A 13430-nucleotide genomic window follows, 5' to 3' on the forward strand; every position below is an offset into this window, starting at 1 on the left:
GTGCTCAGGCGCGATCCCGCGCCTCACGGCCGGCCGCGAAGCGGTTGAGCGCACCGGCGGACGCGAGGGCGCGCATGAGCACCCAGGCGAGCAGGCCGGCGAGCACCGCGCCGGACAGGGCGGTGCAGACGAGGTAGATCGCGTTGAACTCCGCACCCTTGGCGTGGTTGCCGAGGATGAACTCGTTGACCCAGGCACCCAGGCCCGCCAGCAGTCCGGCGAGCACCGCGACCATGACGTTCCAGCGACGGTAGGCGAAGACCGCGAAGACGATCTCGGCGCCGAGTCCCTGGGCGAAGGCGGAGTACATGGTCGTCCAGCCCCACTGGTTGCCCAGCGCCATCGAGACGAAGCCGGCGAGCAGCTCGGCGAACAGAGCGGCGCCGGGCTTGCGAATGATGAGGCCGCCGAGCGGGCCGGCGAGGAACCAGACGCCCGCGGCCAGGCCGCCGATGCCGGGGGTGAGCGCGTCGAGCGCGGTGAAGGCCGACATGCCGACGGAGTTCCAGCCGAAGAAGATCAGACCACAGGCCACGCCGAGGACAGCGCAGACAACGATGTCGACGACGCGCCAGGCGCGGCCGCCGCTGTGGGCGGGCGTGGTCTCGTCGACGGTGGGTTCGGTGCGTTCAGACATGTGTGCCCCTTCCTGCATGGGCACGGGTCGCCATCGCTGGCGTTAGAGGCCTCCCTGCGCCGGCATTATCCGGATCAGGTTCGACGGTCGAAGGCGTGCGCCTTCCTCTCAGCCCGGTCGGGCTCCCGTGTTCTGAGAGGACACACTACCCCGGTTACCACACCCGGATTTATCTTGGGGTCAAGATACTTGACGTCGATATATGCCGTGGCAGAATGGGAGCCATGACCGACCCGACACCGAGCCAGACGCTCCGCGCGCTGCTGTGGCCGGTCTATGTGCCCACCATCACGTTCGCGGCGGGTGCCGCGGCGCTCGTTCCGGCATACATCCTGCTGGCGCTCCGGCTGGGCTTTGGCGAGGCCCAGGTCGCGCTGATCGGCACTTGGTTGGGAGCCGTCACCGTGGTCGCCTCGGCGGCCGCCGGCTATCTCGTGCAGGGGCTGGGCGAGCGGACGGCGCTCGCGGTCACCACCGGTGTAGGCATCGCCGGCCTGCTGGCGGCATGGGCGACGACGGCCACGGATCTGCCGGGAGCCCGCTGGGTAATGGTGGCCGCGCTGACCGGTTTCGCCCTCGCCGAGTCCGTGTGGGGCATCGCCCGTCAGGGACTCGTCGCCGACCTCGCCGCGCCGCAGCACCTGGGGCGCGCGATGAACACGTTCGGCGCCGCCCAGCGCATCGGTCGCGTCTTCGGCCCGCTCGTCGCCGCCGGGATCATGGCGCTGTGGGGACCGGCCGAGGTGTTCGGCGTGGGCGCCCTGGTCTCCGCGGCCTCGCTCGCGCTGATCGTGCGCCATCTGCGTACGCCGGCCTCCGCGGTGAGACCCACCCCGCCCACCGAGGTGTCGAGCCGGCGGGCGCTGCACGGGCTGGTCCTGCTCGGGCTCGGCATCATCACCCTCGCCGCGCTGCGCACGGCCAAGGAGACGCTCATCCCGCTGTGGGGTGCACGCGGTCTGCACCTGTCCGACCACCTCGTCGCGCTCGTCGTCGGGATCGCCGCGGCGTTCGAGCTGCTCCTGTTCTGGCCGGCCGGCATCGCGCTCGACCGTCTCGGGCGCATGCCGGTCGTGGTGACGTCCCTGGTCCTCATGGCCGCGGGTCTCGTGGCGCTGCCGCAGTCGACCGGTCCCACCTGGTTCGTGATCTGCGCCCTGGTCGTCGGGCTCGGCGACGGTGTCGGCTCGGGCATCGTGAAGACCATCGGCGTCGACCTCGCACCGGTCGAGGGCCGCGGCCGGTTCCTCGGCTGGTGGCAGTCCGTGGCCGCCACCGGCAACCTGGCCGCTCCTGCGCTGGCCAGCGCCGTGATCGCCACCGCATCCCTCGGGGCCGCCCTGGCCGTGATCGGCGCCATCGGACTGGTCGGCGCGGCCTGGATGGCGTACTGGACGCCCCGGTTCATCCCCCGCCGTCGCGTCTGACCTCCCGCCACGCACAACAGGCCGAAAACTCCACAACAGGCGTTGCACGACCTGTTGTGGAGTTCTCGGCCTGTTGTGGGGACTCGGGGTTGGGTCAGGGGGCGTACGTGACCTCTTGACCGTTGTCGAAGCACGACGCGCCGAGCCCCTCGCGGAAGACCTCGGCGGGGAATCTCACCTCGCGGAAGGGGCCGCACGGGGCCAGCTCCTGGCCTCCCCAGACCTCGCGCCACGTGCCGTCGACCTTCGCCCAGGCGACTGCTGCGCCACCGCAACCGGACACGTTGCCGGTCGCAAAGCCGCGCGTGTCGACGAGCGTGACACCCACGCTGGGTCTGCACTCGGCACCCACCTCCGCGACCTGCTCCGCCAGCCGAGTCTTCAGGTAGGCGCGGAAGTCGGCCGGGGCATCGCCCAACCGGTCCGCGTCGGCGTCCGTACGCACCTCCGCGCCCGCGTCACCGGTGGGCCGGTAGTCGACGAGCGTCCCCTTGACCATTGCCTTCGGCGCGGGACCACCCGACGCACGCGGGGTCGGCGTCACCGTCGCGTCCCCGGCGGGCGGGACCGACGTCGGCTCGTCCGGCTGCGACGTGGCGGGGGCCTGGGTTGCGGGGGTCTGGGTTGCGGGGGCCTGGGTTCCGGACGGCTGAGAGCCGGTCTGCTGACCGCATGCCGCCAGCGGCAGCACGAGCAGGAGGGGAAGCAGCGTACGCATGGGGGTCCTTTCATCGAACGGCGCGACTCTATGCGACGACGGCGAACTACACGCGTGTGATTTGTGCACAAAGTGGGGACAGAGCTGTGGACAACGGCTCCTCGTCTCGCTGGCGCTCGCTCGGAGAACAGGGCCGGGGCCGGCGCCCGCTCGGAGAACAGGGGCAGGGGCCGTGGCCCGGGATACGCTCCATCCTTGTGACCAGCCCCGCACCCGCCGAGCACCGCCGCGAGGTCCTCGCCCTGGCCGTGCCGGCGTTCGCGACGCTGGTGAGCGAGCCGCTGCTGCTCATGGCCGACTCGGCGATCGTCGGCCACCTGGGTGCGGTCCCGCTGGCGGGCCTGTCGCTGGCGGCGTCGGTCATCGGTGTGCTGGCGGGGCTGAGCGTGTTCCTCGCGTACGGCACCACGGCCGCCGTCGCGCGCCGCCTCGGCGCCGGCGACCGCGCGGGCGCCCTGGAGGGCGGCATCGACGGGATGGTGCTCGCCGTGGGGCTCGGCGTGGTCATCACGGCCGCGCTCCAGCTGTTCGGGCGACCGGTCCTCACGCTGTACGGGGCGCCGGAGGCCGTGGTCGACCAGGGCTGGGCCTACCTGCAGGTGGCGTCGTTCGGTTTCCCGTTCCTGCTGGTCATGCTGGCCTCGACAGGCGTGCTGCGCGGCATGCAGGACACGCGTACGCCGCTGTACGTCGCCGTCGGCGTGAACCTCGTCAACATCGTGCTGAACCTGGTGCTCGTACACGTGCTGGAGCTCGGCATCCGTGGGTCCGCGTACGGCACCCTGCTCGCGCAGATTGTCGCCGCCACCGTGCTCGGCGCGGTGGTGCTGCGCGGCGCCCGCCGCGAGGGCGTACGCGTGGCCGTGCGACCCGCCGGGATCCGCGCCACCGCGCAGGCCGGCGTGTGGTTGTTGCTGCGGACGCTCAGCCTGCAGGCCGCGGTCCTCACCACCTCGGTCGTCGCCGCCCACACCGGCGCGCGCGGGCTCGCGGCCCACCAGGTGGTGAACTCGCTGTGGACGTTCCTCGCCTTCGCGCTCGACTCGATCGCCATCGCCGCGCAGGCCGTGGTCGGCCGCCACCTCGGCGCCTCCGACACCGCCACGACCCGGTCGCTGACGTCGATGATGGTCCGCTGGAGCATCGGCTGGGGCGTCGTCCTCGGCGCGGTGATCGCGCTCGCCCGGGGCCTGATCGCGCCGCTGTTCATCCCCGACCTGCAGGTGCAGGCGACGGTCGCCGCCGTGCTGCTCGTCGTCGCGGCGCTCCAGCCTGTCGCCGGCGTGGTGTTCGTGCTCGACGGCGTGCTCATCGGCGCGGGGGACGCGCGCTACCTCGCGCTGGCCGGGGTCGTCGCCACCGCCGCGTACGTGCCCGTCGCCCTGCTCGTCGACCATCTGCACGCCGGCGTGGTCTGGCTGTGGGCGGCGTACGCGGTGTTCATGCTGGCGCGCCTGGTGACCCTGGGCGTACGCGCCCGCGGCGACGCGTGGATGCGTCTGGGCGCCTGACCCCCCAGCGGATCGGGGTCCACCACCAGCTCCTTGAACACGCCCGAGGGCTGGACCACCCCCCAAACGGGTGTGTCACAGGGTTGAATGGTTTCCATGTCTGAACCGCGCTCCCTCGAATGGGTCAAGAAGCTCGTGAGCATCGACTCGACGAGCCGTGACTCGAACATGCCCGTCATCGACCTCATCTCCGAGGAGGCCCGGCGCCTCGGGCTCGAGCCGAAGGTGTTCCCCAGCCCCGAGGGCAACAAGGCGAACCTGATCGTGACCGTGCCGGCGGCCGACGGCACCACGTCCGGCGGCGTGGTGCTGTCGGGCCACTCCGACGTCGTCCCCGTCGACGACCAGGACTGGCACTCCGACCCGTTCACCCCCGAGGTGCGCGACGGCAAGCTGTACGGGCGCGGCACCTGCGACATGAAGGGCTTCATCGGCGTCGCCGTCTCGATGCTGCCCGAGATGGTGGAGGCCGAGCTGTCGGAGCCGATCCACCTCGCGATCTCCTACGACGAGGAAGTCGGCTGCATCGGCGGCGACCAGATCGTCAAGGACATCGCCAACCTCGGTCTCGCGCCGCGTGCGTGCGTCGTCGGCGAGCCGTCGACCATGCAGGTCATCACCGGCCACAAGTCGATCAACTCGTTCGTCGTGACGTTCAACGGCCTCGCGGCCCATTCGTCGCTGACCGCCCAGGGCGTCAACACCATCGAGTACGCCGCACGCCTGGTCTGCTTCATCCGGGACCTGGCCGACTCGTGGAAGTCCGAGGGGCCGTTCGACGAGGCGTACCCGATCTCCCACTCGACCGCGTCGGTCAACATCATCCACGGTGGCATCGCCGGCAACACCGTGCCCGACCAGACCCGCATCGAGTTCGAGTTCCGCGCCCTGCCGGAGCTCGACGCCCACGCCATCGCCTCGAAGATCGAGGCGTATGCCCGCGAGCTCGAGACGAAGATGAAGGCTGAGAACGAGGTCGCGTCCGTCGAGTGGTGGGTACGCGCCATGGTGCCGGGCCTCGAGACCCCGATGGACGCCGAGGCCGTGTCGCTGGGCGCCGCGCTCGGTGGCCACCCCAGCGAGGGCAAGGTCACCTACGGCACCGAGGCCGGGCAGTTCTCCGGCTCTGGCATCGAGACCATCGTGTGCGGTCCCGGCGACATCGCCCAGGCCCACACCGCCAACGAATTCGTCGAGCTCGACCAGCTCATCGCCTGCGAGGCGTTCGTCGAACGCCTCATCTCCCATCTATCCAAGGAATCCCACGCATGAGTTCTGCCTCCCCCGCGGTGACCCCGCGCGTACACGACCCCAAGCGGGCTCGCCAGGCGGTCGTCGCTGCGTCGCTCGGCAACGCCCTCGAGTGGTACGACGTCATCCTGTTCGCCTTCTTGGCGACGACGATGACCGCGGTCTTCTACCCGGGCAAGACGCTGGCCGCCGAGCTGATGACCTGGGCGACGTTCGCCATCACGTTCGCGGTGCGTCCCCTGGGTGCCGTCCTCATCGGCAACTACGCCGACAAGCACGGCCGCAAGGCCGCCCTGTCGCTGACGATCCTGCTGATGACCATCGGCGTCTTCATCATCGTCGTGCTGCCGGGCCAGACCACCATCGGCATCGCCGCGCCCATCATCCTCATCATCGCCCGCATCCTGCAGGGCATCTCAGCCGGTGGCGAGTTCGGCTCGGCCACCGCCTTCATGACGGAGAACGCCGAGAAGAACAAGGCCTACTACGCGTCATGGCAGGTCGCGACGCAGGGCATCTCGATGTTCATGGCCGCCGGCGTCTCGTGGCTGGTGACCTCACTGCTGCCCAAGGAGGACCTGCTGTCCTGGGGCTGGCGCGTCGCCTTCGCCATCGGCCTGCTCATCGGCCCGGTCGGCTGGTGGGTCCGCACCAAGATGACCGACACCCCCGAGTTCGAGGCCGCCGAGAAGGAGCACGCCCCGCTGGCCGTGCTGTTCGGCAAGCACTCGGGCCGCCTCGTCGCAGCGTTCTGCACCATCGCCATGGCGACGATGTCGGTCTACCTGATCACCTACCTGCCGTCGTTCGCCGTGAAGAATCTGGGCCTTCCGGCCTGGGCGGCCTTCCCCGGTGCCGTCACGGCCGGTGTGATCACGCTCATCGGCTCGCCGCTGGTCGGCAAGCTGGCCGACCGCGTCGGCCCGTCGACCATCATGATCGTGGCGACCATCATCGGTGCCATCGCCGGTTGGCCGCTGTTCCTCATCCTCAACGCCAACCCGTCGATCATGACGCTGACGATCTGCGAGATCATCGTCGGCATCTTGATGTGCCTGTACTTCGCCCCCATGCCTGCGCTCCTGTCTGAGCTGTTCCCGGTGCAGGTGCGCACCTCGGGCATGACGATCGCCTACTCGCTCGGCGTCGCGATCATCGGCGGCTGTGCGCCGTTCGTCCTCACCTGGCTGGTCGGCACCACCGGTCTGAAGACCGCCCCCGGCTTCTACTATGTGGGCGCCTGCGTGCTGTCGCTGATCGGCGTGCTCATCTCCCGCCTGGTCTACAAGCAGCGCTGACGCCGCCTCGGTACGCGGCAAGAAGGCCCGGTCTCCCTCGGAGACCGGGCCTTCTCATGTCCTCAGGCAGCCTCAGGCGGCCGCCCACGTCGGCGATGATCCGCTTCGCGCTCCATCCCGGACGCGCTGGACAGGCCCGCGCGGAGGTCCTCGTCGTTCCGGATCGGCTCGATGTTGTCGGCGATGAGGTTCGCCCGTCTCGTCGACCCAGCCGCTGTGCAGGTATGCCCGCTGCAGTCCCGAGCATGGCCAGCACGGGACCATCGGACGCCGAACCGGCCGGCCCCTGGGGGACCGGCCGGTTCAGACGCGTGTGTCACCTCACTTGGAGGAGACGACCTCCACTGGGAAGTGGGCGGTCACGGCGTCGTGGAGCTTCACACCGACGGTGTGGGCGCCAGTGGTGCGGATCGGCTTGACGATCTCGACCATGCGCTTGTCGATGTTCGGGCCACCGGCCTTCTTGACGGCAGTCGCGACGTCGGCGGCGGTGACCGCGCCGAACAGCTTGCCGTTCTCGCCCGCGTTGGCCTGGACCTCGACGGTCAGACCCTCGATCTGCTGGCGCAGCTCGTTGGCGTGGTCCTTGTTGCGGACCTCGCGGGCGTCACGAGCGCGCTTGATGCCCTCGATCTGCTTCTCGGCGCCGCGGCTCCACTGGATGGCGAACCCGCGGGGCAGGAGGTAGTTGCGGCCGTATCCGTCCTTGACCTCGACGATGTCACCAGCGATGCCGAGGTTGTCGACAGCAGCAGTCAGGATGAGCTTCATGCGTGTCTCCTTTCTCAGCGGGCGCCAGAGGCGTACGGCAGCAGGGCGACCTCGCGCGCGTTCTTGATCGCCGTGGCGACCTTGCGCTGGTCCTGGACGGAAAGACCGGTGACGCGACGGGCACGGATCTTTCCACGCTCGGAGATGAACTTGCGGAGCGTGTTGATGTCCTTGTAATCGACGTTGTCGATACGCGTCGACTTCATCGGGACGACCTTCTTGGGCTTCATCGTCTTGCGCGATGGTGCGGCCATTATGGTGCTCTCCTTTCAGAGCCCGGCGTGATGCCGGAATGTGCCTGGTGTGGTGAATGTGTGAAGAGCCGCCGTGGAGACGGCCCCCTCATCAGAAGGGGGGTTCTTCGGTCTGGGACTGAGCCCAGGGATCCGAACCGCCGCCGCGGTTGTTCTGGCCGCCCGCGGGAGCACCCCACGGGTCGTTGCCCTGGTCGCGGTTGCCGCCGCCGGAGTTGCCCCCGCCGTAGCCGCCGCCACCGCCGCCGAAGCTGCCACCGCCGGAGTTCCCTCCGCCGTAGCCACCCTGGCCGCCGCCACCGCCGGTGGTCTTGGCGACCTTGGCCGTGGCGTAGCGCAGCGACGGACCGACCTCGTCGACGTCGAGCTCGAACACGGTGCGCTTGTCGCCCTCGCGGGTCTCATAACTGCGCGCCTTGAGGCGGCCCTGAACGATCACCCGCATGCCCTTGGTCAGCGACTCCGCAACGTGCTCGGCGTACTGACGCCACACCGAGCAGCTGATGAACATGGCCTCGCCGTCGCGCCACTCGTTCGTCTGCTTGTCGAGCGTGCGCGGCGTCGACGCCACGGTGAAGTTCGCCACGGCCGCACCCGACGGGGTGAAGCGCAGCTCGGGATCGCCGGTGAGGTTACCGACGAGGGTGATGATGGGTTCGCCTGCCATGTCTCAGCTCTCCAGTTCGGATCGTGATGTCCCGGTTCCATCCAAGACTGCCAGCCGGGGCTGACAGTTCCGTGGGCGGGTCCGGGGCGATGATCAGCTGTGCAGCTCGGGGCGCAGGACCTTCGTGCGCATGATCTGCTCGTTGATGGTGAACTGGCGATCCAGCTCCTTGACGTCCTCGGGCTTCGCGGTGACGTTGATCACCGTGTAGATCCCCTCGGTCTTCTTCTGGATCTCGTAGGCCAGACGGCGCTTGCCCCAGAAGTCGACGTTGTCGACGGTGCCGCCACCCTTGGTGATGACCTCCAGGTATTTCTCCAACATGGGAGTGACCTGGCGCTCGTCGACGTCGGGGTTCGTGATGACCATGATCTCGTACTTGCGCATACGCGTACTCCACCTCCTCTGGTCTCGACGGTCATGGGGATGTCCCATGACAGGAGGGCGTGATGCCGCCGCGCACCGCTCGGTGGGCACGCGACAAGGCGCCAGCGTACGCCAGGTGGGGCGGACCGGGCCAATTCACGCGGGCCCGCGGAGATGCCCGTGGGTGCGCCGCCCTCACTCGGCGCCGTGGGCGGCGGCACCCTCCCGGGAGACCGCCACGTGCTGCTGCGCCAGCCGGCGCAGGGCCGCGAGCACTGGGTCGACGAGCAGTGTGCCCAGCACCACCTGGCGTACGGCGGCCGTGGGCTCGGCGGGCAAGGAGTCCACGTCGATGCGGGCGATCTCCTCGGCCGCGTCCGCGTACGCGTCCAAGCGCGCCTCGTCGAGCCCCAGACCGGCGTCCTCGCACGCCGCCCAGGCGCGGTCCAGCGCGTCGATCACGGGGTCACCGGGGTCCACCGCCCAGCCGCGGCGCCGCAGCCAGGCATGGGCGCGCGTCTCGCCCGGCCCGGGCCTGTACGACTCGGGCAGCTCCACCAGCTCGGGGCCCAGGAGGGAGCGCTGGGCGGCTCCGAGCACGCCGAGCCGCTTCACCTCGGACTCCTCGATCACGGCCAGCACCCGCTTCACGGTGGCTAGGGAGAGCCCGCCCACCTCGATGAGGGCGCGGACCAGGCGCACGCGCTCCACGTGGGAGTCGTCGTAGTCAGCCTGCGTACGCGAGGTGGCGCGACCCGGGTGCAGCAGACCCTCGCGCAGGTAGTACTTGAGCGTCGCGACCGGAACCGCGGTGGCGGCGGCGAGCGCGGAGATTCTCATCCGCCCACTCTTGCACTGGATAGTGATCATCGCCAATACTGGATAGTGTCACTACCCAATGGATCGGAGTCGACCATGTCCACGCCCCTCACCCACGCCCACGACGGAGATGTCGTCGTGTTCCACATCGGCATGACCGTCCGCGCCTGGCACCGGCCCGACCTGTGGGGCCCGGTGTTCGTCGCCATGCCGCGGATGATCGCCGAGCTGTCCCGCAACCGCGTCGCCGCCGATCGCGGCGAGGCCGACGACCTGGGCTTCCTCGGCGCGGAGACGATGCTCGGGCCGTCCGGCCCGTGGGTCGTGCAGTACTGGAAGAGCATCGACCACCTGTACGCGTACGCGCACGACCGCGAGGCCCGGCACCTGCCCGCCTGGCGGGCGTTCAACAAGGCGGCCCGCAGGCATCCGGAAGCCGTCGGCATCTGGCACGAGACGTACGCGGTGCCCGCGGCGGGCATCGAGACGTTCTACGGCAACGGGGCCACCGTCGGCCTGGGACGTTTCGCGGGGACGATCGACCTGGGTCGCCGCGGGCGCACGGCGCGGGAGCGGTTGGGGAGCCGGGTGGGCTGACTTCGCCCCCCGGACCGCATCCCCCGCGTTGCCGGCGGCCGCTAGAGTCTCCGGCATGCGGGATCACGGACGAACTCGACCCACGGTTGTCCCGGGGCCGGGGCGTTGACCGACGAGGTCGAGCACACCCAGGACGGACACCACGTCATCGTGGGCGGCCGCCGCTGGCGCGCGACCGACCCCCACATCCCCGCTACGCTGCGTGCCGAGCTCGTGGACGAGCTGATGCGGGCCCGCCGCCTGGTCCGCACGCGCGGCGACGAGGCGCGCCCCCTGGTCCACGACGCGAAGGTGGCGCTCGGCGAACGCGGCGACCCCTGGTGGGAGCCCACCGACCAAGGCCGCCGGGGGCGACTGGCGTCCACCATGCGTGCGCTCCTGCGGCACCGCGACGGGTCCACGATCTGCCCCAGCGACGCGGCCCGCATCTGCGGCGGGGAGGCCTGGCGCGAGCTCATGCCGGTCGCCCGGGAGGTCGCCGCGGCACTGGCTGCCGACGGAGCCGTGGTGGTGCTGCAGCGGGGAGAGGCGGTGGACCCGGTCACCGCCCGCGGCCCGATCAGGCTCGGGCCCGGCAGCCGCCTGTCGCGCTGACGACGCTCAGCGCGCCCGATTCCTCACCCGGTCATACATCGCGTCGACCTTGTCCGCGAACCGCTTCTCCACCGCTCGGCGCTTGACCTTCAGCGTCGGGGTGAGCAGGCCGTTCTCCATCGTCAGGTCGGTGTCGATGACCTCGATATCGCGGATCTTCTCGTGGCTCGCCCGCCCCGCGGAGAATTTCGCGACGATCTCCTTGAGGTGGTCGACGACCTCGGGGTGTTCAAGCAGCTCGTGGGGTGCGCCGTAGGAGATGCCCTTCTCCTTGGCCAGCGCCTCGACATCAGGCAGGCTCGGACGGATCAGCGCGGTCAGGCACGGGCGGTCGTCGCCGATGATGACCGCGTACTCGACGAGCGGGTCGGCGGCGAGCTCGCCCTCCATCGGGCCGGGCGCGACGTTCTTACCGCCGGCGGTGACGATGAGGTCCTTGAGCCGGTCGGTGATCCGCAGGAAGCCGTCGTCGTCGATCTCGCCGACGTCACCGGTGCGCAGCCATCCGTCGTCGGTGAACGACTCGTCGGTCGCTCGCTCGTTGTTGTGGTAGCCGACCATGACGTTCGGGCCGCGGTAGAGGATCTCGCCGTCGTCGGCGATCTTCAGCGCACCACCCGGCATGACGCGTCCGACCGTGCCGAACTTGAAGCCCTCCGGGCAGTTGAACGACACCAGCGGCGCGGCCTCGGTCAGGCCGTAGCCCTGGCAGACGAGGATGCCGGCGGCGTGGAAGAACTCCTCGACCTCCTTGCGCAGCGGTGCGCCGCCGGAGGCCAGCGCGTTCTTCGGGCCGCCGATCGCCTCGCGGATGTTGGCCAGGACCAGCCTGTCGGCGAGCTTCAGCTGCTGGGTCAGCACCGGGCCGAGGCGCCCCTCGGCCGCCTGCGCCTTCTTGCCCACGGCCAGGGCCCAGTGGAAGATCCGCTTCTTCACCGGCGAGGACGCGGCCCGCTCGTGGGCGACCGCGTACACCTTCTCGTACAGGCGCGGCACCGACACCATCAGCGTCGGGCGGGCCAGAGGCATAGCCTCGGCGACCGTCGCCGCATCGGCGTGGTAGGTGTTCAGCGCACCCGTGCGCAGCACGACGAACGTCCAGGCGCGCTCGAGCGCGTGGGCCAGCGGCAGGAAGCACAGGCTCTGGTCGGTCTCGTCCATCGGGAAGAACACGCGGACGGCCTCGATCTCGGTCACGAAGGCGCGGTGGGTGAGCACGACGCCCTTCGGGTCGGCGGTCGTGCCGGAGGTGTAGATGATCGTGGCCACGTCATTCTCGTCGACCGCGCCAAGCCGCTGGTCGAGCTTCTCGGGGTGGCTCACGCGGTGGTCGCGCAGCGTCGCGTACGCCGTGGTCCCCTCGGCCTCGTCGAAGGCGACGACCTCGCGCAGGTGGGGCAGCTGGTCGCGCACCTCGGCGACCTTCGCGGCCTCGGCCGGGCCCTCCACGAACGCGACGCGACACTCGGCATCGGCGAGGATGTGGCGGGCCTGCTGGGCCGTGGAGGTCTGGTAGATCGGCACGACGACGGCGCCGATGCTGACGGCGGCGAGGTCGACGACCGTCCAGGCCGGGCGGTTGCGGCAGAAGATCGCCACGCGGTCGCCGTGCTCGACACCCATGTCGAGGAGGGCACCGGCGACGGAGGCGACCTCGGCCCCCAGCTCACGGTAGGTGGTGACCTCCCAGTCGTCGCCGACGCGTACGCGCAGGGCGGGCCGATCAGGATGGGCAGCGACGCTTGCGGCCAACATCTGGCCGAGATGACGTACTTCCACTGCAGACCTCCACCTCGAAGCTACGGGACCGGAGCCACCCTATCTGGCGTGGGGACGAGGCGACAGGCGTCCCATCCCGGTCCGTCCACGGCTCAGCCGCGGGCGTCGTACGCCGCCTGTAGCGTCTCCTCCACCGCGGATATCCACTCGGGCCCGAAGCGCTCGGGGTCGGCGAGCCAGTCGAAGAGCGCGCCGACGGTGCTGGCGAGTTGGGCGTCGTCGCAGACCGCCGACACGAGGATCGGCCCGCAGTGGGGCACGGCGCCGGGCAGGTCGGCGGTGCGCTCGTCGAACCGGCGGGCGAGCTCGTCGAAGCGGCCGGCGGGGATGACCGCGGTGCGGTCGGCGCGCAGCGACTCGGCGGCGGCGCGGAGCCGGGCGGGCCCCTGGTGGTCGGGGCGGGCCCTCTCGAGCTCCTCGGCGAGGACGTCGAGGTGGCGCTCGAGAAGGATGCGGGGCATGCCACGCGACGACAGGACGGTCCCGAGCCAGACGACCTGGCCGGTCACGTGGTCCTGGTCGTCGTCGTCGCTGGTGCGGACGAGCCAGGCGCCGTCGGTCGCGCTGAACCGGCGGCCTCGCTCGGCGAAGCGGGCCTCCCAATAGGGGAACTCGGCATAGCTGCGCGCCGTGGCCGCGTCGCACGCGGCGACCGCGCGCGGCTCGGCGGTGATCCGGTAGGCGCCGGCGTCGGGGTTGATCTCACGCGCGAGGCGGATCGGGTCCGTCATGGCAGCGATT

General features: G+C 70.3%; 15 protein-coding genes and 1 riboswitch. Of the genes, 6 read left to right on the forward strand and 9 right to left on the reverse strand.

The window, feature by feature from the left end:
- Positions 1 to 4: 4 nt before the first annotated feature.
- On the reverse strand, positions 5 to 637 hold the full coding sequence (locus ACYVGD_RS14025) for an ECF transporter S component (RefSeq protein WP_460744395.1): 633 nt from the start codon (positions 635 to 637) through the stop codon (positions 5 to 7).
- A 34-nt stretch (positions 638 to 671) separates the two neighbouring features.
- Positions 672 to 776, reverse strand: a riboswitch (TPP riboswitch).
- Positions 777 to 861: 85 nt separating this feature from the next.
- Here ACYVGD_RS14025 and ACYVGD_RS14030 point away from each other — a divergent pair.
- A complete protein-coding gene (locus ACYVGD_RS14030) occupies positions 862 to 2064 on the forward strand; it encodes an MFS transporter (RefSeq protein ID WP_460744396.1) in 1203 nt (400 codons plus the stop codon).
- A 94-nt stretch (positions 2065 to 2158) separates the two neighbouring features.
- On the opposite strand, the gene ACYVGD_RS14035 is transcribed toward ACYVGD_RS14030, so the two are convergent.
- A complete protein-coding gene (locus tag ACYVGD_RS14035; protein ID WP_460744397.1) occupies positions 2159 to 2782 on the reverse strand; it encodes a hypothetical protein in 624 nt (207 codons plus the stop codon).
- A gap of 197 nt (positions 2783 to 2979) precedes the next feature.
- Here ACYVGD_RS14035 and ACYVGD_RS14040 point away from each other — a divergent pair, with 197 nt between their 5' ends.
- The 3 genes from ACYVGD_RS14040 to ACYVGD_RS14050 all read left to right on the forward strand — a co-directional run bounded on the left by ACYVGD_RS14040 (position 2980) and on the right by ACYVGD_RS14050 (position 6842).
- Positions 2980 to 4293, forward strand: a complete 1314-nt coding sequence (locus tag ACYVGD_RS14040; protein ID WP_460744398.1) for an MATE family efflux transporter — start codon at positions 2980 to 2982, stop codon at positions 4291 to 4293.
- Positions 4294 to 4389: 96 nt separating this feature from the next.
- Positions 4390 to 5565, forward strand: a complete 1176-nt coding sequence (argE, locus tag ACYVGD_RS14045) for an acetylornithine deacetylase (protein WP_460744399.1) — start codon at positions 4390 to 4392, stop codon at positions 5563 to 5565.
- Positions 5562 to 6842, forward strand: a complete 1281-nt coding sequence (locus tag ACYVGD_RS14050; RefSeq protein WP_460744400.1) for an MFS transporter — start codon at positions 5562 to 5564, stop codon at positions 6840 to 6842. Before argE ends, ACYVGD_RS14050 begins: the two co-directional genes overlap by 4 nt.
- 321 nt (positions 6843 to 7163) lie before the next feature.
- On the opposite strand, the gene rplI is transcribed toward ACYVGD_RS14050, so the two are convergent.
- From rplI to ACYVGD_RS14075, 5 genes are all read right to left on the reverse strand, one after another.
- Entirely contained in the window at positions 7164 to 7613 is a 450-nt protein-coding gene (rplI, locus tag ACYVGD_RS14055) for a 50S ribosomal protein L9 (protein WP_460744401.1), read from the reverse strand.
- 14 nt (positions 7614 to 7627) lie between these two features.
- Positions 7628 to 7867 (reverse strand): 30S ribosomal protein S18, encoded by a 240-nt coding sequence (rpsR, locus tag ACYVGD_RS14060; protein WP_460744402.1) that lies wholly within the window; start codon positions 7865 to 7867, stop codon positions 7628 to 7630.
- 91 nt (positions 7868 to 7958) lie between these two features.
- Positions 7959 to 8534 carry a single-stranded DNA-binding protein gene (locus ACYVGD_RS14065; RefSeq protein WP_460744403.1) on the reverse strand — a complete coding sequence of 192 codons (576 nt, stop codon included), beginning with the start codon at positions 8532 to 8534 and terminating at the stop codon, positions 7959 to 7961.
- A 93-nt stretch (positions 8535 to 8627) separates the two neighbouring features.
- Positions 8628 to 8921: a 30S ribosomal protein S6 gene (gene rpsF, locus ACYVGD_RS14070; protein WP_460744404.1), complete on the reverse strand. Its 294-nt coding sequence runs from the start codon at positions 8919 to 8921 to the stop codon at positions 8628 to 8630.
- 174 nt (positions 8922 to 9095) lie between these two features.
- On the reverse strand, positions 9096 to 9740 hold the full coding sequence (locus ACYVGD_RS14075; protein WP_460744405.1) for a MerR family transcriptional regulator: 645 nt from the start codon (positions 9738 to 9740) through the stop codon (positions 9096 to 9098).
- Positions 9741 to 9815: 75 nt separating this feature from the next.
- Here ACYVGD_RS14075 and ACYVGD_RS14080 point away from each other — a divergent pair, with 75 nt between their 5' ends.
- On the forward strand, positions 9816 to 10316 hold the full coding sequence (locus tag ACYVGD_RS14080) for a DUF4188 domain-containing protein (protein WP_460744406.1): 501 nt from the start codon (positions 9816 to 9818) through the stop codon (positions 10314 to 10316).
- 105 nt (positions 10317 to 10421) lie between these two features.
- Positions 10422 to 10910: a DUF3253 domain-containing protein gene (locus ACYVGD_RS14085; RefSeq protein ID WP_460744407.1), complete on the forward strand. Its 489-nt coding sequence runs from the start codon at positions 10422 to 10424 to the stop codon at positions 10908 to 10910.
- A 6-nt stretch (positions 10911 to 10916) separates the two neighbouring features.
- Here ACYVGD_RS14085 and ACYVGD_RS14090 read toward each other — a convergent pair whose 3' ends face one another.
- Both ACYVGD_RS14090 and ACYVGD_RS14095 read right to left on the reverse strand, forming a co-directional pair.
- Positions 10917 to 12689 (reverse strand): AMP-dependent synthetase/ligase, encoded by a 1773-nt coding sequence (locus tag ACYVGD_RS14090; protein WP_460744408.1) that lies wholly within the window; start codon positions 12687 to 12689, stop codon positions 10917 to 10919.
- Positions 12690 to 12781: 92 nt separating this feature from the next.
- Complete coding sequence (locus ACYVGD_RS14095) at positions 12782 to 13420, reverse strand: hypothetical protein (protein WP_460744409.1); 639 nt, start codon at positions 13418 to 13420, stop codon at positions 12782 to 12784.
- Positions 13421 to 13430 lie beyond the last annotated feature (10 nt).

The sequence above is a fragment of the Mariniluteicoccus endophyticus genome, from assembly GCF_054780035.1.

Bases quoted from the DNA above. Each gene is read 5' to 3' on its own strand.
- rplI (WP_460744401.1), bottom strand. From the start codon at position 7,613: ATGAAGCTCATCCTGACTGCTGCTGTCGACAACCTCGGCATCGCTGGT.
- ACYVGD_RS14050 (WP_460744400.1), top strand. From the start codon at position 5,562: ATGAGTTCTGCCTCCCCCGCGGTGACCCCGCGCGTACACGACCCCAAG.
- rpsF (WP_460744404.1), bottom strand. From the start codon at position 8,921: ATGCGCAAGTACGAGATCATGGTCATCACGAACCCCGACGTCGACGAG.
- ACYVGD_RS14035 (WP_460744397.1), bottom strand. From the start codon at position 2,782: ATGCGTACGCTGCTTCCCCTCCTGCTCGTGCTGCCGCTGGCGGCATGC.
- rpsR (WP_460744402.1), bottom strand. From the start codon at position 7,867: ATGGCCGCACCATCGCGCAAGACGATGAAGCCCAAGAAGGTCGTCCCG.
- ACYVGD_RS14080 (WP_460744406.1), top strand. From the start codon at position 9,816: ATGTCCACGCCCCTCACCCACGCCCACGACGGAGATGTCGTCGTGTTC.
- ACYVGD_RS14065 (WP_460744403.1), bottom strand. From the start codon at position 8,534: ATGGCAGGCGAACCCATCATCACCCTCGTCGGTAACCTCACCGGCGAT.
- argE (WP_460744399.1), top strand. From the start codon at position 4,390: ATGTCTGAACCGCGCTCCCTCGAATGGGTCAAGAAGCTCGTGAGCATC.
- ACYVGD_RS14025 (WP_460744395.1), bottom strand. From the start codon at position 637: ATGTCTGAACGCACCGAACCCACCGTCGACGAGACCACGCCCGCCCAC.
- ACYVGD_RS14095 (WP_460744409.1), bottom strand. From the start codon at position 13,420: ATGACGGACCCGATCCGCCTCGCGCGTGAGATCAACCCCGACGCCGGC.
- ACYVGD_RS14075 (WP_460744405.1), bottom strand. From the start codon at position 9,740: ATGAGAATCTCCGCGCTCGCCGCCGCCACCGCGGTTCCGGTCGCGACG.
- ACYVGD_RS14030 (WP_460744396.1), top strand. From the start codon at position 862: ATGACCGACCCGACACCGAGCCAGACGCTCCGCGCGCTGCTGTGGCCG.